The sequence below is a fragment of the Streptomyces sp. NPDC006294 genome, assembly GCF_042870895.1.
GTDB lineage: Bacteria > Actinomycetota > Actinomycetes > Streptomycetales > Streptomycetaceae > Streptomyces.
Genome location: NZ_JBIAHV010000007.1, coordinates 94081 through 120333 on the forward strand (window position 1 = coordinate 94081; position 26253 = coordinate 120333).

Below are 26253 nucleotides of genomic sequence, written 5' to 3' on the forward strand. Positions count from 1 at the left end.
AACTGATCGCCACTTTTGAATCGTTAGTGGTGAGCGACGGAAGGCCCGTGCAGCACAAGAGGGGACATACACACGATGAAGTCGACCACCCGTGGATCGCTGGCGGCGGTAGTGGCATGCATGGCCTCGGCGGTGGCGGCCGCGCCCGCTGTCGCCGATTCCTCCGTGCCGGTCACCGTGCCCCTGGAGAGCCTGGAGACGGTACTGCCCGTCGAGGCGCCGAAGCTGCGCACCGGCGTGCCGCTCCTGGCCTCCGGTGTACCCGATGGTCCGCGCTACGTCACGGGGAGGATGCTGCCGCACAACATCCTGCCGGCGGTGCCGATCGGCGGCGAAATGCCCGAAACACTGCTCGAGCTTCCGGTGAAGCACCCGCTCGGCGAGGGCGACCTCGGCGTCGGGCGCGCACGGGCCCAGCGGTCCGACGTGGAACTGACCACCCCGGGGGCAACGCTCGGCGGACCGCTGACCACGTCCTCGCGGGACGCCTTCGGTCTGCCCGACCTGACCCGAGCCGCGCTGAGCACACCGGTCCTGCGTGGTACTCCGGTCGCCGGTCTGCTGCGCTGATATCCGAGTGGGGGAGCATCCCTTCGGCGGCGGCCTCGTTGTCAGCGCAGGAGCAGCAGCGCCATGTCGCACGAGGCGCCGACGGAAGGGAGCGACGGCATGAGGACGCCGCCTGTGGAAGGTGGAAAGGGAGCGGCGGGCGACGGGTTCCCGGCCCGCCGCCCGGTGCTGCGGGCCCTGTTCACGGTGGCCGCGGTCGCGGGCACGGCCGGCGCACTCCTACCGGTGCTCGCCCGGCGGACCCCGGACGCACCGAAGGCCGAGGGCCGGCACGGGGCGGCGGGGACGCGCTCGCTGGAGCGGTTCGCCGAGACGTACCAGGGGCGGCGCATCGAGGGCAGTGCGACCGTGCTGGTCACCGCCGCCGGCGACGGCACGGTGGTCCGGCCGGCGGGCGGCGCGTGGCTCATGCCGAGCGTGGAGGTGCGCATCGACGGGCGGCCGCTGCACGTGATGCGGCGCGCCGACGGCACGTATCTGAGTCCGGTGAACCACTACGAGTCGTTCCCGACCCTGCGGGACGTCGCCCGTGCCGCCGTGGACGAGCTGGGCGACGCCCGGCTGTCGCCGACCCCCACGCACAGCGTCTGAGCCGGGAGGGCGGGGAATTCGTGTACACCCGCAAGAACCAGCGGAACCTGACCTCTTCGGAGAAGCGGCGGCTGGTCGGAGCGCTGCTGGCGCTCAAACGTTCCGGCCGGTACGACGAATTCGTCAGGATGCACGGCGAGTACTACGTCACCGACGCGGAGCGCAGGCCACGGGCCGCCCATATGACGCCGTCGTTCTTCCCCTGGCACCGCCGGTTCCTGCTGGAGTTCGAGCGGGCGCTGCGGAAGATCGACGACAGCGTGTCCGTCCCGTACTGGGACTGGACGACGGACAACTCGCCCGCGTCCTCCCTCTGGGCCGACGACCTGATGGGCGGCACCGGCCGCCGCAGCGACCGGCAGGTCATGACGGGGCCGTTCGCCTACGGCAATGGCCGGTGGCGGATCGACGGCCGTGTCTCCGAGGGCAACTTCCTCACCCGTGACCTGGGACGGCCACGCGACCCGGTGTCGCTGCCGACGAAGAGCGAAGTGGCCGACGCGCTGGCCGATCCCGTCTACGACGCCCCGCCGTGGGACTCCACGTCGACGACCGGTCTGCGCAACCGGATGGAGGGGTGGCGGGTCGGCGGTTCCGAGCGCTGGCGCCTCCACAACAAGGTCCACCGCTGGGTCGGCGGCCTGATGATGGGCGCCACCTCGCCGGACGACCCGGTCTTCTGGCTCCACCACGCGTACATGGACCTGCTGTGGACGCGCTGGCAGCAGGCGCACCCGCGCTCCGGCTATCTGCCGCGCGGGAGGCTCGCGGCGTCGGATCCGCAGTACGGGCGGGTGTTCACCGCCGACGATCCGATGCCGCCGTGGGACGTCAAGCCGTCGGCGCTGCTGGACCACACGCGCTGGTACCGCTACGTCTGACGTTTCTGCCGGCGCCTGCCCGGACATGACTGCGGCCTCCCCCGCCGGTGCGAAGGAGGCCGCGGTCATGTCCGGTGTGGTGGTCAGCCGCCGTAGGCGCCCGCGCCGTGGCCGCCGTCGGCGTTCACACAGGTGTTGCCGAACGCCGGGTTGAGCAGGGCGATCACGTTCACGGTGTTGCCGCAGACGTTGACCGGGATGTGCACGGGCACCTGGGCCATGTTGCCCGACGCGACACCCGGGGAACCCACAGCGGCACCGTGCGCTCCGGCGTCGGCGGCAGCCATGCCGGCGCCGCCGGCCAGGATGGCACCAGTGCCGGCGACTACGGCGGCTGCCTTCGCGATACGCGACATCAACTTCTCCTTGCAGAACGAGAGTGGGCCGCAGGATTACGACCAGCACGTACCGTTCAACGCCGGAACCGATGAGGCGGTAACGGATCAAAAGCAAACTCGTCCCGCCGACCGCTCAGGCGCCGGTGGTCCCGTCGATGCCCTCCCGGAGGAAGTCGGCGTGCCCGTTGTGCCGCGCGTACTCGTGGATCAGGTGCAGCATCACCAGCCGCAGCGAGACCCGCTCGCCGCCGCTGTGCGGCCGCACTCCGGTCACCTCGAGCGACTCGGCGGTCTGCTCGATCCGCCGCGCGTGGTCGACCTCGCGCTCCCATGCCTCGAACGCCTCGGCGCGGCCGGCGCCGCTCGCGTCGTAGGCCGCCTGGTAGTCCCGCTCGTCCGACCAGACGAGCGGGAGGTCCTCCCCGTTGATCACCATGCGGAACCAGGTGCGCTCCACCTCCGCCATGTGGCGCACCAGGCCGAGCAGCGTGAGCGTCGAGGGAGGCATGGAGCGGCGGCGCAGATCGTCGTCGCCGAGGCCCTCGCACTTCAGGGCGAGCGTGGCGCGGTGGTAGTCGAGGAAGGCGCGCAGGGTCTCCCGTTCGCCGCCGGTCAGCGGCGGCCCGATCCGTTCGACGGTCACAGTCGGTCTCCTTCGATCGTTTGTTCGGTTTAGCGGTACCGTGAGAGACATGGCAGCACATCTCCAGGGATCGCTCTTCGACCAGACCGACGAGATCCGGCTCGGACCGCTCGACGCCGTCCGGCGCACGGTCCTCGGCGACGGCGCCTGGATCGACACGCTGCCCGGCTGGCTCACCGGAGCGGACGCGCTCTTCGACGAGCTCGTCGGCCGGGTGCCGTGGCGGGCCGAGCGCCGCCAGATGTACGAGCGGGTCGTCGACGTGCCGCGGCTGCTCGCCCACTACGGGGAGGGCGACCCGCTCCCGCACCCCGTCCTCGACGAGGGGCGGGACGCCCTGTCGCGGCACTACGCGCGGGAACTGGGCGAGCCGTTCCGCACCGCCGGGCTCTGCTACTACCGGGACGGCCGCGACAGCGTCGCCTGGCACGGCGACACCACCGGGCGCGGCTCACGGGAGGACACCATGGTCGCCATCCTGTCCGTCGGCGCCCCGCGCGAACTGGCGCTCAGGCCGCGGCGCGGCGGCGCCGCGCCGCTGCGCAGGGCGCTCGGCCACGGCGACCTGATCGTGATGGGCGGCTCCTGCCAGCGGACCTGGGAGCACGCCGTCCTCAAGACGGCGCGGCCCGTCGGCCCCCGGATCAGTGTCCAGTTCCGGCCTCGGGGCGTGCGCTAGCTAGGTCCGTGCGGGCGTGCGGTCAGGTCCGTGCGGGCGTGCGGCGGACGGACCGGCCCGCGAGGACGTCCGTGCGGGCGCCGTCCTCGATGACGAACCGGCCGTCGATCAGCACGTACGGAATGCCGGCCGGCAGTCTGCGCGGCTCCTCGAAGGTCGAGCCCGCCGCCACCGTCCCGGGGTCGAACAGCACCAGGTCCGCGCGGTATCCCTCGCGGACCAGCCCGCGGTCGGGCAGCCGCAGCCGGGCGGCCGGCCGCGAGGTCAGATGCGCCACGGTCTCCTCCAGCGACAGGATGCCCAGCTCGCGCGCGTACCTGCCCAGGTACTGCGGGAACGTGCCGTACGCCCGCGGGTGCGGCTTGTCGCCCTGGAGGATGCCGTCGCTGCCGCCGGTGTGGACCCGGTGGCGCATGATCTGCCGCACGTTCTCCTCGTGGCCGACGTGCTGGAGGATCGTCGAACCGAGCCGGTCCTCGATCAGCAGCCGCCGCGCCGTCGCCCAGGGCGTCTCGCCGCGTTCGTCGGCCGACTGCCGGACCGTCCGGCCGACATGGCCGGCCAGGGCGGGGTCGCGCACGCCGGAGATCTCGACGGTGTCCCACTCGATCGGCACACCGTGGCAGCCGTCGGAGCCGGTCACCTCCAGGTGGTGCCGGATCCGCTCCGCCGTCTCCTCGTCGCGCAGCCGCGCCAGCACCGCGTCCGGACCGCCCTCGCCCGCCCAGCTCGGCAGCATCGCCACGAGCGTGGTGCAGCCCGGGGTGTACGGGTACGTGTCGAGACTGATGTCCGCGCCGCCGTCCAGCGCCGCGTCCAGCAGCGCGAGCAGCTCGGGCGCCCTGCCCCTGTTCACACCGAAGTTCATGGTGGCGTGCGCGAGATGCAGGGCGCAGCCGGCCTCGCGGGCGAGGTCCACCATCTCCTCGTACGCCCGGAGAGCGCCGGCGCCGTACGAACGGTGATGGGGGCAGTAGTAGCCGTCGTACGCCGCGACGACGCGGCACAGTTCGGCGAGCTCCGAGTCGTTCGCGTACATGCCCGGCGTGTACGTCAGCCCCGACGACATGCCGACCGCGCCCTGCGCCATGCCCTCGCCGACCAGTCGCCTCATCCGGGCCAGTTCGGCGTCGGTGGGCGGCCGGTCCTCCCAGCCCACGGCGTACATCCGGACGGTGCCCTGCGGGATCAGATACGCGGCGTTGACGGCGACGCCCCGGCCGCCGAAGTTCGTGTCGAGCCGGTCCAGGTATTCGCCGACCGTGCGCCAGTCGAAGTCGATGTCCGAACCGTCGCCGTTCCACCCCGTGACGGCCTTGCGCACGGCGGCGAGCGTCGTGTCGTCGACGGGCGCGTACGACAGCCCGTCCTGCCCGAGCACTTCGAGCGTCACGCCCTGCGCGGCCTTGGCGGTGTGCTCGGGGTCGCGGAGCAGGGCTAGGTCGGAGTGGGCGTGCATGTCGATGAAGCCGGGGGAGAGGGCGAGGCCGTGCGCGTCGAGCGTCCGGCGGCCGGTCAGGGGCGGGCCGTCGCGTCGTATCTCGGCTACCCGGCCGGCCCGGACGCCGACGTCGGCGCGGTAGGAGGGGGCGCCGGTGCCGTCGATGACGCGGGCGTCGCGGATGACGAGGTCCATGGGGGCGCGCCTTTCGGGGGAGTCGCGGGTGCGCGTGCGGGTGGGTGACGCCTGCGGCGGGCCTGTCCCCTCCCCGCGGTCAGAAGAACGTGCGGACGAAGTCCGCCACCGTCCCGTCCCGCTCCACCACCGGAATCAGCTGCCACTTGTCGAACGACGTGCACGGATGCGACAACCCCAGCCCCACCCAGTCCCCGACCTCCAGTTCCGCGACGCCCGGGTCCGTTCGGAGCCAGCCGTGCTGGTCGGAGAGGGCGGTCAGGGTGATGCCGGCGGCCGGGCGGGTGGCGCCCGTGCGGGCGGAGCGGACGACCTGGGCCTCGGGGAGGCCGAGGTCGTACGCCGCGTCCCGCTTGCCCGCGTTGAGGAAGGCCTGCTCGGCGGTGGGGCGGGAGACGACCTGCGCCCACAGCCGGAACGCGGGCTCGAGCGCGCCCTCCCGCGGGATCCGGTTGAAGGGCGTGAGGTGCCGGTAGTGGCCGTCGTCGTGCGAGACGTACGCGCCGGAGCGGAGCAGCTTCAGGACCGGGGCCGAGAGTCCGGGGACGTCCTCGAAGACCTCCGCGACCGCGTCGAACCACGCGCTGCCGCCCGCGCTGATCATGATCTCGTCCGCGTCGCCGAAGCGGCCGGCCTTGTCGAGGTCCGCGGCCAGTGCGACGAGCCGGCGCAGCCAGGCGCGTACGCGGTCGCCGTCGGCCTGCGGGACCTCGCCCTCGTAGCCCGCGACGCCGACCAGGCGCAGCGTCGCCGTCCGGGCGACCGCGTCGGCGACGGCCGCGCAGTCGGCCTCCGTACGGGCCCCGGTGCGGGCGCCGTCGCCCGCGCCGAGCTCCACGACGACGTCCACGGGACGGGATACTCCGCGCAGGGCCTCGTCCATCAGCTCGACGCCGCGGACCGAGTCGACGTAGCAGATGAGCCGGAACCCGGGGTCGGCGTCGAGCTCTTGGGCGATCCAGCGCAGCGCGGCCGCGTCGACGACCTCGTTGGCGAGGAAGATCCGCCGGATTCCGTAGGCGCGGTAGACGCGCATCTGGTGGGGGACGGCGGCGGTGATGCCCCAGGCCCCGTGCTCCAGTTGGCGCGCGAACAGCTGCGGCGACATCGACGTCTTGCCGTGCGGCGCGAAGGCGAGACCGTGGCGCCGCGAGTAGGTCTCGAGCAGGGCCAGGTTGTGCTCGACGGACTCGGCGGACAGGGCCAGTACGGGCGTGGTGAAACCGCCGGTGAAGAGATTGCGCCGGGAGGCCGCGAGCTCGCCGACGGTGAGGCCGGCCGCGTCGGGCGGGAGCGCCTTGAAGCGGTGGTCGACCGGTTCGTCGGCGAGCCGTGCGACGGCGTTGTCGGCTGCCATGGAAGCCCTCCTCTACGGCGTTGCAGGACATGCAACACCCATTGCGTATATCGCTCACCGCTGTCTAACATCCGAGCCTACGGGGGTCAATGGCCCGGCGGCCGACCAGCGAGGAGCCTGACGCGATCATGACCGCGAGCGTGCACGGGCCCGTGGACGTCGTCTGCCTCGGCGAGTCCATGGTGACGTTCCTGCCCACCCGGGCGGGCCGCCTCGCCGACGTGCCGTCATTCGTGCGCGGCATCGGCGGCGCGGAGTCCAACGTGGCCTGCGCGCTGGCGGCCGCGGGCCACCGCACCCGCTGGGTGGGCCGGGTCGGCGCGGACGGCTTCGGTGAGCATCTGGTGGAAGCCATCGGCGGGTACGGGGTCGACACGTCGGCGGTGGCCCGAGACCCGTCGCGCCCGACGGGCGTCTACTTCCGTACCTCGACCGACCGCGCGACGGACGGGCACGAGGTCCTCTACTACCGCGCCGGTTCCGCGGCCTCGGCGATGTCCCCCGCGAGCGTGCCGTACGACGCGCTGTGGTCCGGCCGGGTGCTGCATGTCTCCGGCATCACGGCCGCCCTGTCGCCGGACTGCCTCGCCCTGATGCGCGACCTCACGGCCCCGCGCGAGGACCGCCCCCTGGTCTCGTTCGACGTGAACCACCGCCCCGCGCTGTGGCGCGACCCCCGGGACGCCCGGGTCCTGCTGGACCTGGCGCGCGGGGCGGACGTCGTCTTCGTCGGCGAGGACGAGGCGGAGGAGGCATGGGGCCTGCGGGGCCCGGCCGCGATCCGGGCGGCGCTGCCGGACCCGGCGGTCCTGGTGGTGAAACGGGGCGCGGCGGGCGCGGTGTCGTTCACCGGGGGCGCCCTCCCCCCGATCTCCCCCCACGGCCCGGCGGCCGTGGGTGGGGGTACCTCCCACGCCGCCAGGCGTGGGGGGAGCGCCCCCGGCGGGGCTGGATTTCGCTGCGCGACATCAGCCCGTCCGGAGTTCGAGGACACCGCGCGAAGCGCGGTACGGGGCCCGGGGCCTGCCCCGCCACGCGGCGGAGCCGCACATCCGGTACAGCGGGAAGGGGCGGGGAGGGGACAAGCCCCGCGCAGCGGTCCCGCGCCCGCCGTCACCGACACCGTCGTCCACGCCCCCGCCCCCCGTGTCACCGTCACCGCCCCCGTCGGGGCCGGTGACGCCTTCGCCGCCGGGTTCCTGGCCGCGACGCTGCGCGGGCTGGGCGGGCGGGAGCGGCTGCGGCACGGGCATCTGTGGGCCGCCGCCGCCCTCGCCGTCCCCGGCGACCTCGCGGCGCCGCCCGCCGCCGCGCGCGCCGACCGGCTCGTCGCCCTGGACGACGACGCCTGGGGGAGACTGCACCTCGGCCCCGGGTGGCCGGGGGACGGGGACGACCAGGAGGTACGTACGTCATGAGCCAGACCGTCGACCGTGCGCTGAGCATCCTGCCGCTGCTCGCGGAGGGGCCGGCCGACCTCGGGCAGGTCGCCGGCCGCCTCGGTGTCCACAAGTCCACCGCGCTGCGGCTGCTGCGCACCCTCCACGAGCACGGTCTCGTCTACCGCCAGCAGGACCAGCGCTACCGCCTCGGCGCCCGGCTGTTCGCGCTGGCGCAGGAGGCCGTCGAGAACCTCGACGTACGCGAGATCGCCCACCCTCATCTCGTCGCCCTCAACGAGGAGATCGGGCACACCGTCCATCTCGCCGTGTACGAGGAGAGCGAGGTGCTCTACATCGACAAGGTCGAGAGCCGCTACCCGGTGCGGATGTACTCCCGTATCGGCAAGCCCGTCGCGATCACCGTCGCGGCCGTGGCGAAGCTGCTCCTCGCCGACCTGCCGGAGGCCGAGCGGCGCGCACTCGCCGAGAAGCTCGACTTCCCCATGTACACGTCCCGTTCGATCCCGAACGCCGCCGCCTTCCTCGAGGAGCTGGCGGCCGTGCGCGAACAGGGCTGGGCCACCGACCTGGGTGGCCACGAGGAGTCCATCAACTGCGTCGGGGCCCCGGTCCGCGGTGCGGACGGCCGGGTCGTCGCCGCCATGTCGGTGTCCGCGCCGAACGTCGTCGTCACGGCCGACGAACTCCTCACCCTCCTCCCGCTGGTGCGCCGCACAGCCGACGCCATCACCCGGGAGTACTCCGGACAGACTCCCCGACAGGAAGCGCGCGCATGACCGAGAAGACCGCCCTCACCCCGAGCACCCACACCGCACCGCCCGCCCGGTTCTCCCACGGGGTCCGCAAGGGCAACATCCTCCAGGTCGCCGGACAGGTCGGCTTCCTGCCCGCCGTGCAGGGACAGGCGCCCACCCCGGCCGGTCCGACGCTGCGCGAGCAGACCCTCCAGACCTTCGCCAACGTCAAGGCGATCCTCGAGGAGGGCGGCGCGAGCTGGGACGACGTGATGATGATCCGCGTCTACCTGACGGACACGGCCCACTTCGCCGAGATGAACGAGATCTACAACGAGTACTTCGCCGGTCTGACGGTGACCCCGGCCGCCCGTACGACGGTGTACGTCGGCCTCCCGGCCGGCCTGCTCATCGAGATCGACGCCCTGGCGGTCCTGGACTGACCGCACCGCACCGCACCGCCGCCCGCGCTCGGACCGGGCGGCCCGGCGGGGTCAGCCGAGGCAGAGGACGAGAAGGCAGACCCGGGTGGGCGAGGTGGTCGCCGTCTGCTCCGGAGGAGCCTGGGGCGCCTGGGGCTCGCCGGGCGCGGGAGCGGACGCGGCGGGCGGCTCCGCGGGGGCGGCCGGCGCCGTCGTGGCGGGTTGTGCGGCGGGGGCCTTCGGCGGCTCGGGCGCCTGGGGTGCGGCCGACGCCGTGCGCGCCGGACGGGTGGGAGCCGGCGCGGCCGTGGCAGGAGCCGCGGTCCGCTGCCGCGGGGCGGTCGGCGCGGTCGTGGACGGCGTCGCCTCCCGCACCGGCCGGGACGCGCGCTCCGCCGGCCGCGCCGACGCCGTGGTGGGCCGGTGTGCCACGGCGGCGTCCGGGAGCGCCGTGTCGGGTGCGGTGGCGGCGTCGGCGCTGCCCCTGCCGGAGTCGGTGGGCAGCGCGGCGACCGTCAGCGCGCCGCCGACGAGCGCGATCACCGTACCGGCGGCGGCCCGGCGCTTGTTCTTCTTCCAGCGGGCCAGCTGCCGCCGCCGGGCCGCCCGGCCCTCACCGCTCGGCCCGGCCGGCGCGGGCGCCGGCGCGGGAGCGCTCGGCCGGCCGGCCGGCGCCTCCTGAATGCCGTACGGCTCCGTCGCCGGGGCCGTCGCCGCGGACAGCACGGGCGGCGGGGCCATGTCCGGTGCGTACGCGCCGCAACCGGGGCACACCAGGGCCCCGTTGAGGTGGCGCCGGCAGGTGGAGCAGTAGTCCATGGTCTTCTTCCTGTGCTGACTGCGCCGCCGTGCGGGCCCTGGCGTCGGCGACCGATTTCACGTTCTGCGTGCCGGGCCGGTCGGCGAGCAACGCTAACGGCGGGTCCCGCAGGCGGTGCGCAGCCCCTGTGACGCTTTGGGAAAGATCGGCGGCGGGCCCTTCGCGAGGACCCGCCGCACGACACCGCTCGGGCCGGCCGGGCGGTGGCCGGTCTCGGGTCAGGAGCAGTACTGCTGTTCCTTGCCGATGGACCGGTACATGCAGTCGGAGTTCTCCAGCAGTTGGAGCACCGCGTCGCGGTTGCGGGCGGTCTCGCGCTCGATCACCTCGTCGGGCGGGTAGAAGCCGCCGCCGCCCCAGCCGGACGGGTACATCTCGAAGGTGTAGCCGAAGATCCGCTGGTCTCCCCACAGCCAGTCGTCGATCGACCCGTCGGTGATGTAGAGGTCGCTCGACTGCTCGGCCGTGTAACCGTTGCTCGCGCCCATCTTCTGCCCGACGGCGGCGAAGGCGTCCCGGTCGTCCTGGGTCATGCCGGGCGCGGTGTCGGAGTAGGTCCAGCCGTACGGCCAGAGCACCAGCTCACTGTAGGTGTGGAAGTCGATGCCCGTGGCGATCTGCTGCTTCCCGCCGACGACGCGGCTGCGGACGAAGTCGGCGACCACCTTCACCTCGGGCGCGGACTCGGCGGCCCGGCCGCGGTACGTGTCGGAGCTCGCGGAGCCGGAGGAGCCGCCGCAGCAGCCCCACTTGTAGTCCCAGTTGCGGTTCATGTCGGTGCCGACGTACGACGAGCCGGAGTTGGGCTGCCGGTTCTTGCGCCAGCTGCGGTAGCGGCCGGTGGCGATGTCGTACTCGCCGCCGTCCGGGTTGAGGTCCGGGATGATCCAGATCTCGCGGCCGTTCACGGCGTCGGTGATCCGGCGGTCGCTGCCGTAGTCCTCGCCGAACTCGCGCAGCAGGTACAGCGCCATCTCGACGGTGAGGTGCTCGCGGGCGTGCTGGTGGTGGGTGAAGAGAACCTCGGGCTCGTTCTCGTCGGACGCCACGTTGTCGCTGATCTTCACGGCGACGATGTCGCGGCCCTGGTAGCTCCTGCCGATGACGCGCTTGCTCATGATGTTCGGGTACTGCGCCACACGCTGGTCGATCTCCGCCGTCATCTCGGCGTAGTTGTGGTAGCGGGAGTCGGCCGACGGGAAGTCGAACGGCTTCACGTCCGCCGCCGCGGTGCGCAGGGGCGGCGCGGGCAGCGCCTCCAGCGTGTGCCCGAGGGCGCGCAGACGCCTGGCCTGCGCGGCGTCGGCGCTGACGACGACCGTGTGGTCGTCGGCCTCGTCGATCGACACACCGGTGCGGGCGATGGCGGTCCGGTCGGCGACCGTGTCGGGTCCGTGGACGAGGTACTGCCTGGTCTGCTGTTTCTCCTCGGCGGCGGCGGGAGCTGGAGCCGCCCGGTCCGGCGGGGGCGAGGCGCTGGCGCTGATCGGCGCCGCCACGGCGAGCGCGAGGACGGCCGCGAGGGTGGCGGCCTTCCCGCGGTTCGCCCGGATGCGAAGTCGCATGCTGTCTCCTGGGTGGGGAGTTGTGGGGGGTGCTCAGGTGCGACGTGCGTGCGGATGGTCGTGCAATCGTGACCAAATGACATGGTCAGGTCAAGTAGCTGGTCGGCCATTCGGGCCATACTGTGGCCCGTGGAGCGCATCGGTGGGTACCTGGTGGAACGTTGCCTGGGCGAGGGCGGCATGGGCACGGTTCACCTGGCCCGTTCGCGTGGCGGGCGCCCGGTCGCGGTGAAGGTCGCACGGCCGGAACTGGCCGCCGATCCCTCGTTCCGCGAACGCTTCCGCGCGGAGGTCGCGGCGGCCCGCAAGGTCGGCGGCTTCCACACGGCGCCCGTGGTCGACGCCGACCCGGACGCGGACCCGCCCTGGCTGGCCACCGCCTACATACCCGGACCGACGCTCGCCGACCTGATCGGCACTCAGGGCGCGATGGACGAACCGTCGTTGCGCACTCTGGGAGCCGCGCTGGCGGAGGCGCTGATCGCCGTCCACGCCTGCGGCCTGGTCCACCGAGACCTCAAGCCGGGCAACATCATCATGGCCGAGGACGGACCGCGCGTCCTCGACTTCGGTATCGCCCGCGCCGTGGAGTCCACCCGGCTGACGGCGACGGGAACGGCGTTCGGCACTCCCGGGTACCTCGCGCCGGAGCAGGCGCTCGGCGAAGAGGTGACCGGCGCGGCGGACGTCTTCGCGCTCGGCGCGGTGCTGGTGGCGGCCGCGGGCGGCAGGGCCTTCGGCGGGGGGACGCCGATGGGGCTCATGTACCGCTCGGTCCACGAGCCGGCGGACGTGTCGGCGGTGCCGCCGGGGCTGCGGGAGACGGTGACCGCCTGCCTGGCCAAGTCCCCCGAGGAGCGCCCCGGTCCGGCGGCACTGCTGGATGCGCTCGCCCCGCTGCCCGCGGCGACGGCCGTCGCCGAGCCGGAGGACCGGATGCCGACCGCGTATGCGGCGGCCGTCAGGAATCCCGCGCCCCCGTCGCCCGCGACACCGCCTGTCGCCCGGCTCCTGACGCCGCCGCCCGTGGACGCAGAGCCCGCGCCGGCCGACGCCGTGCCGCTGTCCGCCGGGGCCGTCCCCTCGCCCGCCGACGCCGAACCGCCGTCACCCGTGCCCGTCTTCCACGTCGCGGACAGATTCGGGTCCGTCACGGCCGACGAAGCCGGGATCGTGCTGGCCGCGGACGACGCGGAGGCCGAGTTCGGCTGGGACGAGGTCGGCCAGGTCGAGTACACGGCCAACCCCCGTGGCACCCGGTTCGAGCTCACCGTGACCCTCTACGACGGCAAGGCGTACCGCTCCCGCTTGTATCTGAGCCGGTCCGCCGGACTGCACGAGCTGACCGCACAGCTCGACCGGATCCTGTCCCACTGCTTCCCCGCCCCCGCCGACCGCGACGGACGCTGACCCTCTTGCGCGATCACCCGCGCACCGCTTTGGTGACACGGGTCACACGTGGGACGAGTGGGAAGGCGGCATCCATGGCAGGCACCACCGAGCACAGCCCGGACGGGGCGCTCTCCGTACCGCGCAAGTCCAGTTGGAAGTACATCGGGCCCGGGATCGTCGTGGCGGCGACCGGCGTCGGCGCCGGGGACCTGGTCGCGACCCTCGTCGCGGGCAGCAAGTTCGGATACACCCTGATGTGGGCGGCGGTCATCGGCTGCGTCGTCAAGATCTCGCTCGCCGAGGCGTGCGGACGCTGGCACCTGGCGACCGGGCGCACACTCTTCGAGGGCTGGCGCTCGCTCGGGAAGTGGACCGGCGTCTACTTCGCGATCTACGTCGTCGTCTGGGGGTTCGTCTACGGCGCGACCGCGATGTCCTCCAGCGCCCTGCCGATCGTGGCCCTCTGGCCCGACGGGCCGGACCTCAAGGTCTGGGCCGTGATCACCGGGCTGATCGGCCTCGTCTTCGTCTGGTTCAACCGGTACGCCGTCTTCGAGAAGGTCATGACGGTGCTCGTCGGCGTGATGTTCGTCGTCGTCGTGTACGTAGCGATCCGCGTCTCGCCCGACATCGGCGCGTCCTTCGCGGGCCTCGTGCCGGTGCTGCCGGACGGATCGCTGCTCTACACGCTCGGCCTCGTCGGCGGCGTCGGCGGCACCATCACCATGGCGGCGTACGGCTACTGGGTGAACGCCAAGGGCTGGACCAACACCGGCTGGATGAAGGTCATGCGCCTCGACAACCGGGTCGCCTACCTCACCACCGGCATCTTCGTCGTCGCGATGCTGATCGTCGGCGCCGAGCTGCTGCACGCCTCGAACATCGCGCTCACCTCGGGCGACCGGGGCCTGATCGACCTGGGCGCCGTCCTCGAGGACAAGTACGGCGCGACGACGGCCAAGCTGTTCCTGATCGGCTTCCTCGCCACCTCGTTCTCGTCGCTGATCGGCGTGTGGCACGGCGTGAGCCTGATGTTCGCCGACTTCGTCGAGCGGCTGCAGCGCGACCGCAAGGGCGTGCCGGCGGACGAGGGCACGGTCGAGGAGGTCGCGGCCGGCAAGAAGGAGCATTCGCTGCCCTTCCGCGCGTATCTGCTCTGGCTGACGTTCCCGCCGATGGCGCTGCTCTTCCTGGACCGGCCCTTCGGGCTGGTCATCGCCTACGGCGTGCTGGGGGCCTTCTTCATGCCGTTCCTGGCGCTCACCCTGGTCTGGCTGCTCAACTCCTCGCGCACCCCGCCGGAGTGGCGCAACGGCCCGCTGAGCAATGTGATGCTCTCGGCGGCGGGACTCCTCTTCGTCGTGCTGTGCGTGCAGCAGGTGCGCGAACTGCCCTGGTAGCCGGTACACCCCGGAACGGCCCACGGGCCGGGCCCGCGCCGGCGGGGGAGCGGCGGCGCGGGCCCGGCCCAGGGGGTCGGGGGGTGGCGTTCGGGAGGCGCGGTGGCTACGGCAGGTTGTGGACGTGCGGCCCCACCGCGTTGGACCAGGCGTTGCCGGCCGTCGCGTCCCAGTTGGTGGACCAGGTCATGGCGCCCCGCAGGCCCGGGTAGGTCTTCGACGGCTTGAAGGAGCCGCAGTTCGTGCCGCGGGCCAGGCAGTCCAGGGCGTTGTTCACGATGGTCGGGCTGACGTAACCGCTGCCCGCGCCGCGGGTGGAGGCGGGGACGCCGAGGCCGACCTGTGAGGGGGCCAGACCGCCTTCGAGCTGGATGCAGGCGAGCGCGGTCAGGAAGTCGACCGAGCCCTGCGAGTAGACCTTGCCGTCGCAGCCGAGCATCGAACCGCTGTTGTAGTACTGCATGTTGACGACGGTGAGGATGTCCTTCACGGCCAGCGCCGTCTTGAAGTACTCCGTGCCCGTGTTCTGCATGTCGATCGTCTGCGGCGCCATCGTCAGCACCATCGAGGAGCCCGCCTTCTGCGACAGCTGGCGCAGCGCCTTCGTCAGATACGTCGAGTTGACGCCGTGCTCCAGGTCGATGTCGACGCCGCTGAAGCCGTACTCCTGCATCAGCGCGTAGGCGCTGTTCGCGAAGGTCGTGGCGGACGCGTCACTGTTGATGGTGACATTGCCCTTCTCGCCGCCCACCGAGATGATCACGGACTTGCCGGCGGCCTTCTTCGCGGCGATGTCGGCCTTGAAGTCGGCGACGGAGGCGTATCCGACGGCCGGGTCGAGGTTGAAGACGATCTGGCCCGGCGTGGCCGTCGAGTCGGCGAACGACACGGCGATGATGTCGTACTGCGACTGCACGTCCCGCAGCTTCTGCACGGTGGCGCCGTTGTCGAAGTTCTGCCAGTAGCCGGTCAGCGCGTGCCGGGGCACCGACGGGTCCGGGTCCGGCTCGCCGCCGCCCGTGCCGGTACGGGCGGTCACGGCCGCCGACTTGGCCGACTCGCCCGCCGCGTTCGTGGCGGTGACCTGGAACTGGTAGGCGGTGTCCGCGCTCAGACCCGTCACCGTCGCCGAGGTGCCGGAGGCCGACCGGACCTTGGCGCCGTCGCGGTAGACGTTGTAGCCGGTCGCGCCGGAGACCGGGCCCCAGCTCAGGGCCACGGAGGAGGACGTCACGGCGCCGACGGAGGGCGCGCCGGGCGCCGCGGGGACCACCGGGTCCGGATCGGTGCTGCCACCGCCGTCGGGACCGAAGACGCTGATGTCGTCGGCGTGGTAGGCGGGCTGCCCGTACCAGCCGTGGGTGTAGACGGTCACCGCGGTGGTGTTCGCGCCGGTGGAGAACGAGGTGGTGAGCTTCGTCCAACTGCTGCCGCCGGGAGTCCAGGTGGACACGTCGGTCGTCCCGGTGCCGCTCGCGCCCAGGTAGACGTAGCTGCCCTGGACCCAGGCGCTCAGCGAGTACGTCGAGTTCGGCTTCACCGCCACGGACTGGGAGCACTTGGCGTTGTCCTGGCCGGCGGGCGTGGCCCTGAGCGCCGAGGCCCCGCTGTGCACGGGGGAGGAGACCGCGGCGCCACTGCCGCCGGAACAGGTCCAGTTGGCGAGACCCGACTCGAAACCGGCGTTCCTGGCGACATTGACGTCCGCCGCCTGCGCGGTCCCTGCCGTGCCGATGAGCGTGAGCCCGGTGCCGACGGCCAGCGCCAGACCGGCGCCCAGCCATCTACGAGAGCGTGTCGTCGTGCGGTCCACTTACGGCCTCCGGTGGGGGAGTTGGGGGCGGGGATCTCGTACGGTGGCCACCGTTTGGCGTAAAACTGGTCCAGACCAATCAGGTTGTCAAGACCTCTGGCGGTGATTGGTCCCCGGTTCGGTGTTCTCTGCCTGCGCCCTCGTCGCTAGAGTGCTCATGCAGAAACACGGAGTAGCGGACACGGAGCAGCAGGAGCACGGAGCACAGGGACCTGCGGCCGCCGGAAACCCCGGTGCCCGGAGCTGAACGGGGAACAGCGTGCCGACCGCAATAGCAGTCACCAGCGCCGACCTGGTGCTGCCGCCCAGCGATCACCAGACGCCCACCGCTGCCCTGCTCCACGCCCCTGACGACCAGCCGCTCGACGCCGCGGTCACCGACATGACCCTGCTGCTCGAACAGCACGGCTACGTCGTCGCCCTCTACCCGGCCTCCCTCCCCGCCGCCCACGAACGCCGGCTGCACACCATCCGCGCCGTGCTCGAGAGCGACCGCATCGCCCTCCTCAAACTCGACCTGCCGCCGCTCGGCGTCGCCGTACTGGCCCGGCAGCTGCGGCAGCTGTCGATCTGCGACTTCCAAGCCGGGATCGTCGCCTCCGCCGCCCGGCTGCTCTCCCACTACATCCACGCCGGCGCCCTGCTCGGCTCCGTCGCCCGGCTCGACCGGATACCCGTGAGCCTGAAGACCCACGCCAGGTCGTGGATGCCGGGCACCCAGTTCGGCGTACTGGCCCACCCGAAGCCCCAGCTGATCCGCACCGGCAGCGGTGAACTCGCCGGCCCGGACTACGCCACCCAGCTCGTCGTCGCCCGCGGCCAGCTCCAGTCCGAGTGGGTGACCGGCACCCTGGCGCCCGCCTGGCACGTGCAGCACATCCACGAAGCGCCGCTGCCCGCCGAGTCCGCCCGCTGGTGGGGCACGTCCCGGCTGATCGAGTTCGCCGCCTTCCTGCCGGACGTCTCCGTCCTGTACCAACTGGTCTCTTCCGTCCGGCGAGAGGTGTGCACATGGTGCGGCATCCAACTGATCGGTGACCGCTGCGGCTTCTGCTCCGCGCCGCTGACCGCCGCGTCCAGCCGCACGGGCGCGCCCAGGGCCCTGCCCGCCGGCCACTGACGGCCGGCCTACCTTGAACTCCCCCATACGCCATCGAACGAGGTCGCCCCACCCATGAATTCACGGCAGCGCCGCGGCGTTCTCCTGATTCTGCTCTCGGTCGTCTGCGGCATCGCCGCGTTCGCCGGCGTGCTCACCGTGATCGCCGACGTGAACTCCAAGGTCGGACCGGAGACCACCGCATACCGCGTCAAGGCCGACATAGCCCCGTACACACCGCTCGACGCCGGCCAGTTCGAGAAGGTGTCGATACCCGAACGCTGGCTGTCCGACAGCGCGGTCACCGACCTCGGCGTGCTGCGCGGGAAGATCGCCGTCACCCGGCTGCGCAGCGGGTCACTCCTCCAGAGCGACATGATCGTGCAGAAGCCGCAGCTGGAGAGCGGCCAGCAGGAGATCGCCATCATGATCGACGCGGCCACCGGAGTGGCCGGCAAGATCCGCCCCGGCAACCTGGTCAACATCTTCGCCACCTTCGCCGCGCAGAACGACTCCGCCACCGACCAGTCCCGCCTCATCGTCGCCAACGCCAAGGTCATCGACGTCGGCGAACTCACCGCCCTCGACCGCAGGAGCGGCGACCGCGCGACCGGCCCCCGCGAGGCCGTTCCCATCACCTTCGCCCTGGACACCGCCGACGCCCAGCGCGTCGCCTACGCCGAGTCCTTCGCCGAGCATGTGCGCCTCGCCCTGCTGCCCGACGGGAGCACCACCACCCTGCGGCCGGGCGACGGCAGCTACGACCTCTCAGAAGACAAGAACAAGTGAGGGCCGGATGACGACGCGTATCCTCCCCGCCGTCGGCGACCCCGACGTCGCCCGGTCCATCGGCAGCCTGCTCGGCCGGCTCCCCGACGCCGAACCGGCCGGCCCGGTCGGCGACTCCACCTCGCTCGTCGACACCCTGGCCCGGCTCGCCGCCGAGTCGCTCGACGAACTGCCCGAGGTCGTGCTCGTCCACGAACGGATCGGGCCGCTCCCCGCGCTCGAACTGATCAGGGACGTCGCCCTGCGCTTCCCCGCCGTCGGCGTCGTGCTCGTCACCGCCGACACCAGCCCCGGCCTGTACTCGGCGGCGATGGACTCCGGCGCCCGCGGCCTCGTCTCGCTGCCGCTGACGTACGAGGAACTGGCGCAGCGCGTCCAGGGCGCGGCCGGCTGGGCCGCGGGCGTACGCCGCCACCTCGGCAACGGACCGGAGACCGGCTTCGGCGGGCCCGGCGGCACCGTCGTCACCGTCAGCGGCGCCAAGGGCGGCGTCGGCACCACCGTCACGGCGATCCAGCTCGCCCTCGCGTCGGCGGCCTCCGGCCGCTCCACCGCCCTCGTCGACCTCGACCTCCAGGGCGGCGACGTCGCCTCCTACCTGGACGTCCAGTTCCGGCGCTCCATCGTCGACCTCGCCGCCATCCAGGACATCGGCGCCCGCGTGCTCGCCGACGCGGTCTTCAACCACGAGACCGGCGTCGCGCTGCTCCTCGCCCCGGCGGAGGGCGAACGGGCGGAGGACGTCAGCGACCGGCTCGTACGGCAGACCCTCGGCGCGCTGAAGCAGCGGTACGAGACCGTCGTCGTCGACTGCGGCACCCATGTGGACACCGCCAACGCCGCCGCCATCGAGATGGCCGACACCACCCTGCTGCTCACCACCCCGGACGTGGTGACCGTGCGGGCCACCAAGCGGATGGTGCGACTCTGGGACCGGCTCCAGATCCGCAAGGCGGAGGAGACCGTCACGGTCGTCAACCGCCATACACGCGGCAGCGAGATCCAGCCTCCGCTGATCTCGAAGATCACCGCGACCCGGGTGGCCCGGTCGGCGATCCCCGCGAACTTCCGCGAACTGCAGGGCGCCGTCGACTCCGGCCGGATGCAGGACCTGGAGGCCAAGTCCTCCGTCAAGCAGGCCATGTGGGCCCTCGCGGGCGAACTCGGCCTGGTGAAGGACGCCCAGGCGGACGCCAGACAGAGCGGTCGTTTCGGCGGCGGACGACGGCACGGACGCGCGAAATGACCCGCCGGGCGTACGGAACCTTCCACCGGGTGCACGGAATGACCCGGCGGGCGTCCGGTGACCGGGGCCAGTCGGTGATCGAGTTCACCGGCATGGTGCCGATCATCCTGGTGACCCTGGCGGTGCTGTGGCAGTCGGCGCTCGTCGGCTACACCTTCGTGCTGGCCGGGAACGCCGCCGACAAGGCGGTCGCCGCGGGGGCGCGGGCCGACGGCGGCGGCGCGGCGGCCTGTGCCCGGGCCGCCCGGGAGGACGTCACCGGCGGCTGGTCGGCGGCCGTGACCTGCGGCGAGGGCGGCGACCTCTACACGGCCGAGGTCGCCCTCGACGTGCCGCTGCTGTTCCCCGGCGTCAACCTCCCGATCACGATCACGGGCCGGGCGGGCGCGGCGACCGAGCGGAGGGACGCGCCATGAGGCGGGGCCGCCCGGCCTTGTCGGGGCGCGTCGGCCGGCGGGGCCGCGGGGCGTCGTCGGGGCGCGTGGGCCGGCGGGGCCGCGGGGCGTCGTCGGGGCGCGTGGGCCGGCGGGGCCGCGGGGCGTCGTCGGGGCGCGTGGGCCGGCGGGGCGGCTCGGCCTCGTCGGGACGCGTCGCTCGGTGGCGGGCGATGCGCGGCGACCGCGGGCAGAGCGCGATCGAGTACGGCGGCTGGCTGTTCCTGCTGCTGTTCGTCATGACGGTCGCCGTCCAGGTCGGCCTCGCCGTGTACGCGGCCCAGCAGGCCGGCACCGCGGCCCGCGCGGCGGCGCGGGTGGCGTCCCAGCCCGACGCGACGACCAGCGGGGAGTCCGCCGGACAACAGGCGCTCAGCTCCTGGCTGGAGGCCGGCGTCGTCATCCGGGAGGGCGGCGACGCGGTCACCGCCGACGTCACCGTCGTCATTCCCCAGGTCGTCCCCGGCGTCAGCTTCGGCACCGTCACCAAGAGCGCCACGATGCCCCTCGACGAGGAGTCGACACGATGAGTCTGCGCGCCCGTATCCAGCGCATCGACGGCCCCGATCCCGCGAACGGCCAGAGCGAGGAGAGCCGGCTCGTCGGCGTCTACCGAGCCAAGCTCCTCGAGGAGATCGACCTCGCCGAGATGTCGGCCCTCGCCGCCGACGAGCGGCGGGAGCGGCTGGAGCGCGTACTCGGCCACATCATCAGCCGCGAGGGCCCCGTCCTGTCCGGCGGCGAACGCTCGCACCTCATCCGCCGCGTCGTGGACGAGGCGCTCGGCCTCGGCATCCTCGAACCGCTCCTCGAGGACGCGTCCATCAGCGAGATCATGGTGAACGGACCCGAGCAGGTCTTCGTCGAGCGGGGCGGCCGGCTGGAACAGCTGCCGCTGCGGTTCTCCTCCACCGATCAGCTGATGCAGACCATCGAACGCATCGTCTCCACCGTCAACCGCCGGGTGGACGAGGCGAACCCGATGGTCGACGCCCGGCTGCCCACCGGCGAGCGCGTGAACGTCATCATCCCCCCGCTCTCCCTGACCGGCCCCGTCCTCACCATCCGCCGCTTCCCCCGCGCCTACACGCTTCAGGAGATGATCGGCCTCGGCTCGCTGGACGAACACATCCTGATGCTGCTCGCGGGGCTCGTACGCGCCAAGTTCAACGTCATCGTGTCCGGCGCCACCGGCACCGGGAAGACGACTCTCCTCAACGCCCTCTCCGGGCTCATCCCGGACGGCGAACGCATCGTCACCATCGAGGACTCGGCCGAACTGCGGCTCCAGCAGAACCATGTGATCACGCTCGAGTCCCGCCCGGCCAACGTCGAGGGCAAGGGCCGCATCACCATCCGCGACCTCGTACGCAACTCGCTGCGCATGCGCCCCGACCGCATCATCGTCGGCGAGGTCCGCGGCGGTGAGACCCTCGACATGCTCCAGGCCATGTCCACCGGCCACGACGGCTCCCTCGCCACCGTCCACGCCAACAGCGCGGAGGACGCGCTGATGCGGCTCCAGACCCTCAGCTCCATGAGCGAGGTCGAGCTGCCGTTCGTGGCCATCCACGACCAGATCAACAGCGCCGTCGACATCATCGTCCAGCTCACCCGGCACGCCGACGGGGCCCGTAAGATCACCGAGATCGCCGTCGTCGACTCGTACGGCCGCGAGGACTACCGCTTCGTGACCGTCTGCCGCTTCGACGCGGAACCGCCGGCCGGCGACGGGCGCGTACACGGCCGCTTCCGGTACTTCCCGCTGCCCAGGCGGGTCGCGGAACGCCTCTACATGGCGGGCGAGGCGATCCCCCCGGCCTTCGGCGTCGGGGACACGCCGCTGGAGCTGTCGACCCGCGTCCCGCCGGGCCTGAGCCCGGTCCCGGACCCGCGAGTGGGGCCGGTGGCGGGCGCGACGGGGCCAGTCGCGCGGGTGGAACCGGAGGCGGGGCCGGTCGCGCCGCATGACGGCCCGTGGCCGGGTCCGGTGCCGCCGCAGGGCGACCCGTGGCCGGGCGCTGGGGGCTCCGTGGGCCCTGAGGGGCCGTGGCCGGGCCAGTCACCGGAAGGCCGGCAGCCGCGATGAACCTCCCGCTCCTCACGCTCGGCATCACCCTGCTCGGCTGCGTACTCGCCGTCCTCGGCGTACGCAGCTGGTCGGCCGGCCAGGCCCAGCACCAGGCGCTCGTGGACCGCATGTCGCAGACCGGCCCACTCGCCGTCGCCGGCGGCCGCCGGCGACGCTTCGCGGGGCTCGACCGCAGGCTGCGCCGTACCCGCCTCGGCCGGCGCATCGAACGCTCCCTCTCCGCCACCGGCCTCGACCTGACCACCGGCGAGTACGCCGTCTACGCCGCCGCCGCGCTGCTCGCCCTCTACTTCGTCGTCGGCTCGGTCTTCGCGCCCTTCTTCGGCCTGCTCGCCGTACTGATCGGGCTCTGGGGCGCACAAGGATTCCTCAACTGGCAGCGTGCCAAACGCACCGAGGCGTTCATCAACCAGCTGCCCGAACTCACCCGCGTACTGGCCAACGCCACCCAGGCCGGGCTCGCCCTGCGCACCGCCATCGGCATGGCGGTGGAGGAGCTCGACGACCCCGCCCGCGAGGAACTGCGCCGCGTCGCCGACCAGCTCGCCCTCGGCCGTTCCCTCGACGACGCCCTCGGTGACCTCGTGGAACGCCTGCCCTCGCGCGAACTGACCGTGCTCGTCTCCACGCTGATCCTCTCCAACCGGGCCGGCGGCACCATCGTCACCTCGCTGCGCAACCTCACCGACACCCTGGAGGAGCGCAAGGAGACCCGGCGCGAGGTCACCACCCTGCTCTCCCAGGTCAAGGTGACGGCGGTGGCCGTCCCCGTGCTCGGCCTGGGCTTCCTGCTCGTCATCAGCGGCATGCGGGACGGCGCGCTCGACGCCATGACCGGCGCGCTCGGCGGCCGGCTCGCCGTGCTCGTCGCCGCCGGGCTGTACGCCCTCGGCTTCGCCCTCATCAACCGACTCACCCGCGTCCGCATCTGACGCCCGATCCGAAGCAGGAGGGAGGCACACATGCTCGGACTCGCCCTGGCCGCCGTACTCGGCCTCGCCGTCCTCGGCGTCTTCCACGGCATCCGCATGTACCGGGCGGAGGCCAAGCTCCCCGGCGACCTCGCCGTGGCCCTCGAGATCGGCGCCACCCGCACCAGCTACCCGGGTATGGCCATCGACCGCCTCGGCATGCGCTGGGCGCCCTCCGTGCTCCGGCTGATGGGCCCGCGCCGGGTCGACCGGGTCCGCCGCAGGCTCGACATGGCCGGCAACCCCGGCGGCCTGACGGTCGACCGCTACGCGGCCCGCCGCGCGGTGTACGGGTTCCTCGGCACGCTCGTCGCCTTCGGGATGCTGATGAACGGCCACGTCGTCTTCGCCGTTCTCTTCCTGCTCTACGGCCTGTTCTGGACGGACGTCCTGCTCCGGGCCGCCATCGCCCGCCGCCGCGACGACATCGAACGCACCCTGCCGGACTTCCTCGACGTGCTCGCGGTCGTCGTCTCCGCCGGCCTCGGCTTCCGCCAGGCCCTGGAACGCGTCGCGGAGAAGTACGACGGCCCCTGGTCCGACGAACTGCGCATCACCCTGCGCCAGATGGACATGGGCATGGGCCGCCGCGAGGCCTTCGAACAACTCCGCCGCCGCAACGAGTCGGACCAGGTCTCGATGTTCGTCTCCGCACTGCAACAGGGCGAGGAACTGGGCGCCCCCATCGTCGACACCCTCATCCAGATCGCCAACGACATGCGCCGCACCGACGCCCAGAACGCCCGCCGCAAGGCCGCGAAGGCGGTCCCGAAGGCGACGCTGATCGTCACGAGCTTCATGCTCCCCGGAACCATGATTCTCATCGTGGCCGGTTTCTACTACGCGGCCGACGTCGATTTCGGCGCCGTCTTCGGGGGTTGACCAGGTGTTGAATTGGCGATGATTGACCCAAGTGTCTTCGCTCACGCAAGCGAATGTGGGAGATTTCCTTCGGGGCCCCGGTGTAGCCGGGAGACTCCACGGAGTGATCAGCGGCGAGGGAGGCCGGACCGACATGTACGAGCGGTCCGTCGAAGGGGAACGAGGGGTAAGCCATGAAGGACTTCGGCCTGCTCGGGGTCACGGCTGCTGCCGCGACGAGGCTCCGCAGACACCTGCGTGGGGATCGAGGGCAGGGGTCGATCGAGTACGTGGGGATCACGATCCTGGTGGTGGCGATCGTGGTGCTGCTGCTGAACACGAATCTGGGCGCGTCGATCGCCGACACATTCACCGAAAAGATCAACTCTGTCCTCAACGGCGGAGGCGGGGGAGGCGGTGGCGGGGGTGGAGGCTGAGCCTCTCGCCCGTCGATGACCGCGGTCAGGCAACGCCCATCTACATGGCCGCCGTGGTCGGCCTGCTCTTCCTGGTCCTTGTGTACCTGGCCTTCGGGCAGGCCGATGTGACCCGCAACGGCACGCAGACGGCGGCGGACGCGGCCGCTCTGGCAGCAGCCAAGCAGTCGAGGGACGAGCTGGATCTCGTGGACGTCATCGACGACCTGGAAGCGATCTTCGACGGCCGGATACCGGTCGACACCCCGGACGGTTGTACGCGGGCAGTGGACTTCGCTGCGAGGAACGACGCGGTGGCCGGCTACAACGACTGCATGCCGCTGAACGACGGCCGCTGGGGTTTCACCGTCAACGTGAGGTCTCGGGAATCGATGGGCGACAGCGTCATCGAGGGAACGGGGAGCAAGCACGCCACGGCAACGGCCACCGCCGTGGTCGAACCACGCTGCACGTTCGCACCCGAGGAGAGCGAAGCGCCGGACCCCGAGGACGAGGGAGGCGAGGACGACGAGGAGAAGCCCTCGCCCGGCAAGCTGCTCTGTGACTCCGAGGACTGGGTCGTAGACCCCGACAACTTGGACCTACTGCCCGACATGGCAGACCTCTTCACCGTCAGACTGACCGAGGCATGAGCCCGATGAGCGCGAAGGAACATTGATGAGCATGCGGCACATGAGCACCATGCGCCGGGCCGGGGCGGCAGCCGTGCTGTCGTCCGTCTTGATCTTTATGTTGTCGGCCTGCGGCGGGAGCGGCGACGAGCCGGACCCGAGCAGTTCCTCGTCGGCCTCTGGCACGAAGAGCGGCGACAAGGGCAACGCCGCACCGGAGGCCGCGGCCACCACGCCGAGTCAACCCATCGCAACGGCCAGGGGTGAAAAGGGGGTCGAGATGTCGGTCTTTTCGGCGAAGCGCGACGAGGGTGGATTCCTCACGATCGACGGCGAGATCAAGAACGCCACCTCCGAAGGGTTTACCACGCCTGTTCGCTGGAACGGCATGGAACAGTCCGTCGCAGCCACGGGGCGTTCCTTCGCGGGGATGACCCTGGTCGACTCCAAGGGCAAGAAGCGCTACTACGTGCTGCGCGACACCGACAACCGGCCGCTCACCACCTACGCCTATGCGCCGTTCATCAAGGCGGGCGACAGCCTCGCCTTCTTCGCGCAGTTCCCCGCGCCCCCCGCCGACACCACTCAGCTTGCGCTCCAATTGCCAGGCTTCCCCAGCACCACGATCGAGCTGTCATGACGCCCTCCACGGCCAGGACCGCGACCGCCGCCACCGCCGCCGTCCTCGCGGGCGTGCTCTCCCTCGGCCTCCTCGGCGCAGGGGACGCGCTCGCCGACGACGGCCCGTACGCCGCGCCGCCCGCCGCGGCGCCGGTCAGGATCGACGCCAGGGACTCGGACCTCAAGCTCCCGGAGGGCGCGACGCTCGCCGAGCCGAAGGTCATCGACATCAAGTCCGTCGTCGAGGACATCAGCGGCGAGGAGCGCCGCGAGGAGACCAACTCGGACATCAAGTTCGCGCTCCAGGCGGAGGTGCTGTTCGGCAAGAACAGCGCGAAGCTCTCGGGCGAGGCCGCGTCCCGTATCGCCGCCATCGCCGCCGAGATCAAGACGCAGAGCGCCAAGAAGATCCGAGTCTTCGGTTTCACCGACGACCTCGGCAGCGAGGCCCACGGCGACAAGTTGTCCAAGGAGCGCGCGGACGCGGTGCACAGCGTGCTCTCGCAGCAACTGAGCGGCGAGGGCATCACGTACGAGATCCGTGGCTACGGCGAGGACTACCCGATCGCCAGCAACACTACGGAGGAGGGCCGCCGCAAGAACCGCCGCGTCGAGGTGTCGTTCCCCCGGGAGTGACCGACGCGCTGAGGGACGGGCCGAGGTACATGCCCGGCTGGTCGCTGCCCGGGGAGGTGTGGAGCGGTCTCGGGGGCCAGTGTCCCAGAGGGGCGGGGCTCGCTCCCGTGTCGGGGCGGCCGGGGCAGGGGCGTGCCGGGGGCCCTTACTCCGAGCATCCGGCCTGGTTCTGAAGTTGTGGGCACTTTGGGACGACGGATCGGGGTGATGCG

General features: G+C 72.0%; 27 protein-coding genes and 1 pseudogene. 21 read left to right on the forward strand and 7 right to left on the reverse strand.

Annotated features, from left to right (window positions below; translation table 11 throughout):
* The first annotated feature begins 75 nt into the window (after window positions 1–75).
* The 3 genes from ACFYOP_RS14020 to ACFYOP_RS14030 all read left to right on the forward strand — a co-directional run bounded on the left by ACFYOP_RS14020 (window position 76) and on the right by ACFYOP_RS14030 (window position 2042).
* On the forward strand, window positions 76–570 hold the full coding sequence (locus ACFYOP_RS14020) for a hypothetical protein (protein WP_356897224.1): 495 nt from the start codon (window positions 76–78) through the stop codon (window positions 568–570).
* A 99-nt stretch (window positions 571–669) separates the two neighbouring features.
* Window positions 670–1161: a tyrosinase family oxidase copper chaperone gene (locus ACFYOP_RS14025; protein ID WP_356897226.1), complete on the forward strand. Its 492-nt coding sequence runs from the start codon at window positions 670–672 to the stop codon at window positions 1159–1161.
* 20 nt (window positions 1162–1181) lie between these two features.
* Window positions 1182–2042 (forward strand): tyrosinase family protein, encoded by an 861-nt coding sequence (locus tag ACFYOP_RS14030; protein WP_356897228.1) that lies wholly within the window; start codon window positions 1182–1184, stop codon window positions 2040–2042.
* 83 nt (window positions 2043–2125) lie between these two features.
* Here ACFYOP_RS14030 and ACFYOP_RS14035 read toward each other — a convergent pair whose 3' ends face one another.
* Together ACFYOP_RS14035 and ACFYOP_RS14040 are read right to left on the reverse strand one after the other, a co-directional pair.
* The gene (locus ACFYOP_RS14035; protein WP_356897230.1) at window positions 2126–2398 is read right to left on the reverse strand and encodes a chaplin; all 273 of its coding nucleotides are present in this window, start codon (window positions 2396–2398) and stop codon (window positions 2126–2128) included.
* A 115-nt stretch (window positions 2399–2513) separates the two neighbouring features.
* Complete coding sequence (locus ACFYOP_RS14040) at window positions 2514–3023, reverse strand: DinB family protein (protein ID WP_356897232.1); 510 nt, start codon at window positions 3021–3023, stop codon at window positions 2514–2516.
* A 49-nt stretch (window positions 3024–3072) separates the two neighbouring features.
* Here ACFYOP_RS14040 and ACFYOP_RS14045 point away from each other — a divergent pair, with 49 nt between their 5' ends.
* The gene (locus ACFYOP_RS14045; protein ID WP_356897234.1) at window positions 3073–3702 is read left to right on the forward strand and encodes an alpha-ketoglutarate-dependent dioxygenase AlkB; all 630 of its coding nucleotides are present in this window, start codon (window positions 3073–3075) and stop codon (window positions 3700–3702) included.
* Window positions 3703–3724: 22 nt separating this feature from the next.
* On the opposite strand, the gene ACFYOP_RS14050 is transcribed toward ACFYOP_RS14045, so the two are convergent.
* Complete coding sequence (locus ACFYOP_RS14050) at window positions 3725–5338, reverse strand: D-aminoacylase (protein ID WP_356897236.1); 1614 nt, start codon at window positions 5336–5338, stop codon at window positions 3725–3727.
* Between the two features lie 79 nt (window positions 5339–5417).
* The gene (locus ACFYOP_RS14055; RefSeq protein ID WP_356897238.1) at window positions 5418–6695 is read right to left on the reverse strand and encodes an alanine racemase; all 1278 of its coding nucleotides are present in this window, start codon (window positions 6693–6695) and stop codon (window positions 5418–5420) included.
* Window positions 6696–6823: 128 nt separating this feature from the next.
* Between ACFYOP_RS14055 and ACFYOP_RS14060 the strand changes: the two genes are divergently transcribed.
* Genes ACFYOP_RS14060 through ACFYOP_RS14070 form a run of 3 tightly spaced genes read left to right on the forward strand, consistent with a single transcriptional unit; the run spans window position 6824 to window position 9275 of the window.
* Window positions 6824–8113 carry a sugar kinase gene (locus tag ACFYOP_RS14060; protein ID WP_356897240.1) on the forward strand — a complete coding sequence of 430 codons (1290 nt, stop codon included), beginning with the start codon at window positions 6824–6826 and terminating at the stop codon, window positions 8111–8113.
* A complete protein-coding gene (locus ACFYOP_RS14065) occupies window positions 8110–8874 on the forward strand; it encodes an IclR family transcriptional regulator (RefSeq protein ID WP_356897242.1) in 765 nt (254 codons plus the stop codon). The genes ACFYOP_RS14060 and ACFYOP_RS14065 overlap by 4 nt, the downstream gene beginning before the upstream one ends.
* Entirely contained in the window at window positions 8871–9275 is a 405-nt protein-coding gene (locus tag ACFYOP_RS14070) for a RidA family protein (protein WP_356897244.1), read from the forward strand. Before ACFYOP_RS14065 ends, ACFYOP_RS14070 begins: the two co-directional genes overlap by 4 nt.
* 51 nt (window positions 9276–9326) lie before the next feature.
* Here the strand turns inward: ACFYOP_RS14070 and ACFYOP_RS14075 are convergent, their stop codons facing one another.
* Together ACFYOP_RS14075 and ACFYOP_RS14080 are read right to left on the reverse strand one after the other, a co-directional pair.
* Window positions 9327–10073, reverse strand: a complete 747-nt coding sequence (locus ACFYOP_RS14075; protein ID WP_356897246.1) for a hypothetical protein — start codon at window positions 10071–10073, stop codon at window positions 9327–9329.
* Window positions 10074–10292: 219 nt separating this feature from the next.
* Window positions 10293–11639 carry a M14 family metallopeptidase gene (locus ACFYOP_RS14080; RefSeq protein WP_356897248.1) on the reverse strand — a complete coding sequence of 449 codons (1347 nt, stop codon included), beginning with the start codon at window positions 11637–11639 and terminating at the stop codon, window positions 10293–10295.
* Between the two features lie 129 nt (window positions 11640–11768).
* Between ACFYOP_RS14080 and ACFYOP_RS14085 the strand changes: the two genes are divergently transcribed.
* Entirely contained in the window at window positions 11769–13049 is a 1281-nt protein-coding gene (locus ACFYOP_RS14085) for a serine/threonine-protein kinase (RefSeq protein ID WP_388451530.1), read from the forward strand.
* Between the two features lie 74 nt (window positions 13050–13123).
* The gene (locus ACFYOP_RS14090) at window positions 13124–14431 is read left to right on the forward strand and encodes an Nramp family divalent metal transporter (protein ID WP_356897252.1); all 1308 of its coding nucleotides are present in this window, start codon (window positions 13124–13126) and stop codon (window positions 14429–14431) included.
* Window positions 14432–14537: 106 nt separating this feature from the next.
* Here the strand turns inward: ACFYOP_RS14090 and ACFYOP_RS14095 are convergent, their stop codons facing one another.
* Window positions 14538–16244 carry a glycoside hydrolase family 18 protein gene (locus tag ACFYOP_RS14095; protein ID WP_356897254.1) on the reverse strand — a complete coding sequence of 569 codons (1707 nt, stop codon included), beginning with the start codon at window positions 16242–16244 and terminating at the stop codon, window positions 14538–14540.
* A gap of 259 nt (window positions 16245–16503) precedes the next feature.
* Here ACFYOP_RS14095 and ACFYOP_RS14100 point away from each other — a divergent pair, with 259 nt between their 5' ends.
* The 12 genes and pseudogenes from ACFYOP_RS14100 (at window position 16504) to ACFYOP_RS14155 (ending at window position 26041) form a co-directional block, all read left to right on the forward strand.
* Window positions 16504–17364 carry a hypothetical protein gene (locus ACFYOP_RS14100; protein ID WP_356897256.1) on the forward strand — a complete coding sequence of 287 codons (861 nt, stop codon included), beginning with the start codon at window positions 16504–16506 and terminating at the stop codon, window positions 17362–17364.
* A 54-nt stretch (window positions 17365–17418) separates the two neighbouring features.
* Window positions 17419–18132, forward strand: a complete 714-nt coding sequence (gene cpaB / locus ACFYOP_RS14105; protein WP_356897258.1) for a Flp pilus assembly protein CpaB — start codon at window positions 17419–17421, stop codon at window positions 18130–18132.
* 7 nt (window positions 18133–18139) lie between these two features.
* On the forward strand, window positions 18140–19378 hold the full coding sequence (locus ACFYOP_RS14110; RefSeq protein WP_356897260.1) for an AAA family ATPase: 1239 nt from the start codon (window positions 18140–18142) through the stop codon (window positions 19376–19378).
* Entirely contained in the window at window positions 19375–19794 is a 420-nt protein-coding gene (locus ACFYOP_RS14115; protein ID WP_356897261.1) for a pilus assembly protein, read from the forward strand. Before ACFYOP_RS14110 ends, ACFYOP_RS14115 begins: the two co-directional genes overlap by 4 nt.
* Window positions 19795–19985: 191 nt before the next feature.
* Window positions 19986–20342, forward strand: a complete 357-nt coding sequence (locus tag ACFYOP_RS14120; RefSeq protein WP_356897263.1) for a TadE/TadG family type IV pilus assembly protein — start codon at window positions 19986–19988, stop codon at window positions 20340–20342.
* Window positions 20339–21673, forward strand: a pseudogene (locus tag ACFYOP_RS14125) (CpaF family protein); the annotation flags it as partial. The gene ACFYOP_RS14120 and the pseudogene ACFYOP_RS14125, both read left to right, overlap by 4 nt.
* A gap of 224 nt (window positions 21674–21897) precedes the next feature.
* Window positions 21898–22836, forward strand: a complete 939-nt coding sequence (locus tag ACFYOP_RS14130; protein ID WP_356897267.1) for a type II secretion system F family protein — start codon at window positions 21898–21900, stop codon at window positions 22834–22836.
* 30 nt (window positions 22837–22866) lie between these two features.
* Complete coding sequence (locus tag ACFYOP_RS14135; protein ID WP_356897269.1) at window positions 22867–23757, forward strand: DUF5936 domain-containing protein; 891 nt, start codon at window positions 22867–22869, stop codon at window positions 23755–23757.
* Window positions 23758–23930: 173 nt separating this feature from the next.
* Entirely contained in the window at window positions 23931–24173 is a 243-nt protein-coding gene (locus tag ACFYOP_RS14140) for a hypothetical protein (RefSeq protein ID WP_356897311.1), read from the forward strand.
* Complete coding sequence (locus tag ACFYOP_RS14145; protein ID WP_356897312.1) at window positions 24170–24805, forward strand: pilus assembly protein TadG-related protein; 636 nt, start codon at window positions 24170–24172, stop codon at window positions 24803–24805. Before ACFYOP_RS14140 ends, ACFYOP_RS14145 begins: the two co-directional genes overlap by 4 nt.
* Before the next feature lie 40 nt (window positions 24806–24845).
* Window positions 24846–25424 carry a hypothetical protein gene (locus ACFYOP_RS14150; protein ID WP_356897271.1) on the forward strand — a complete coding sequence of 193 codons (579 nt, stop codon included), beginning with the start codon at window positions 24846–24848 and terminating at the stop codon, window positions 25422–25424.
* A complete protein-coding gene (locus tag ACFYOP_RS14155) occupies window positions 25421–26041 on the forward strand; it encodes an OmpA family protein (protein WP_356897273.1) in 621 nt (206 codons plus the stop codon). The genes ACFYOP_RS14150 and ACFYOP_RS14155 overlap by 4 nt, the downstream gene beginning before the upstream one ends.
* The last annotated feature ends 212 nt before the right edge of the window (window positions 26042–26253 follow it).

What these genes read in the sequence shown, in the direction of transcription:
- ACFYOP_RS14020 (WP_356897224.1), top strand. Translation starts at nt 76, where the DNA reads ATGAAGTCGACCACCCGTGGATCGCTGGCGGCGGTAGTGGCATGCATG.
- ACFYOP_RS14025 (WP_356897226.1), top strand. Translation starts at nt 670, where the DNA reads ATGAGGACGCCGCCTGTGGAAGGTGGAAAGGGAGCGGCGGGCGACGGG.
- ACFYOP_RS14035 (WP_356897230.1), bottom strand. Translation starts at nt 2,398, where the DNA reads ATGTCGCGTATCGCGAAGGCAGCCGCCGTAGTCGCCGGCACTGGTGCC.
- ACFYOP_RS14045 (WP_356897234.1), top strand. Translation starts at nt 3,073, where the DNA reads ATGGCAGCACATCTCCAGGGATCGCTCTTCGACCAGACCGACGAGATC.
- ACFYOP_RS14050 (WP_356897236.1), bottom strand. Translation starts at nt 5,338, where the DNA reads ATGGACCTCGTCATCCGCGACGCCCGCGTCATCGACGGCACCGGCGCC.
- ACFYOP_RS14055 (WP_356897238.1), bottom strand. Translation starts at nt 6,695, where the DNA reads ATGGCAGCCGACAACGCCGTCGCACGGCTCGCCGACGAACCGGTCGAC.
- ACFYOP_RS14060 (WP_356897240.1), top strand. Translation starts at nt 6,824, where the DNA reads ATGACCGCGAGCGTGCACGGGCCCGTGGACGTCGTCTGCCTCGGCGAG.
- ACFYOP_RS14065 (WP_356897242.1), top strand. Translation starts at nt 8,110, where the DNA reads ATGAGCCAGACCGTCGACCGTGCGCTGAGCATCCTGCCGCTGCTCGCG.
- ACFYOP_RS14070 (WP_356897244.1), top strand. Translation starts at nt 8,871, where the DNA reads ATGACCGAGAAGACCGCCCTCACCCCGAGCACCCACACCGCACCGCCC.
- ACFYOP_RS14075 (WP_356897246.1), bottom strand. Translation starts at nt 10,073, where the DNA reads ATGGACTACTGCTCCACCTGCCGGCGCCACCTCAACGGGGCCCTGGTG.
- ACFYOP_RS14080 (WP_356897248.1), bottom strand. Translation starts at nt 11,639, where the DNA reads ATGCGACTTCGCATCCGGGCGAACCGCGGGAAGGCCGCCACCCTCGCG.
- ACFYOP_RS14090 (WP_356897252.1), top strand. Translation starts at nt 13,124, where the DNA reads ATGGCAGGCACCACCGAGCACAGCCCGGACGGGGCGCTCTCCGTACCG.
- cpaB (WP_356897258.1), top strand. Translation starts at nt 17,419, where the DNA reads ATGAATTCACGGCAGCGCCGCGGCGTTCTCCTGATTCTGCTCTCGGTC.
- ACFYOP_RS14110 (WP_356897260.1), top strand. Translation starts at nt 18,140, where the DNA reads ATGACGACGCGTATCCTCCCCGCCGTCGGCGACCCCGACGTCGCCCGG.
- ACFYOP_RS14115 (WP_356897261.1), top strand. Translation starts at nt 19,375, where the DNA reads ATGACCCGCCGGGCGTACGGAACCTTCCACCGGGTGCACGGAATGACC.
- ACFYOP_RS14120 (WP_356897263.1), top strand. Translation starts at nt 19,986, where the DNA reads ATGCGCGGCGACCGCGGGCAGAGCGCGATCGAGTACGGCGGCTGGCTG.
- ACFYOP_RS14130 (WP_356897267.1), top strand. Translation starts at nt 21,898, where the DNA reads ATGAACCTCCCGCTCCTCACGCTCGGCATCACCCTGCTCGGCTGCGTA.
- ACFYOP_RS14135 (WP_356897269.1), top strand. Translation starts at nt 22,867, where the DNA reads ATGCTCGGACTCGCCCTGGCCGCCGTACTCGGCCTCGCCGTCCTCGGC.
- ACFYOP_RS14140 (WP_356897311.1), top strand. Translation starts at nt 23,931, where the DNA reads ATGAAGGACTTCGGCCTGCTCGGGGTCACGGCTGCTGCCGCGACGAGG.
- ACFYOP_RS14150 (WP_356897271.1), top strand. Translation starts at nt 24,846, where the DNA reads ATGAGCACCATGCGCCGGGCCGGGGCGGCAGCCGTGCTGTCGTCCGTC.
- ACFYOP_RS14155 (WP_356897273.1), top strand. Translation starts at nt 25,421, where the DNA reads ATGACGCCCTCCACGGCCAGGACCGCGACCGCCGCCACCGCCGCCGTC.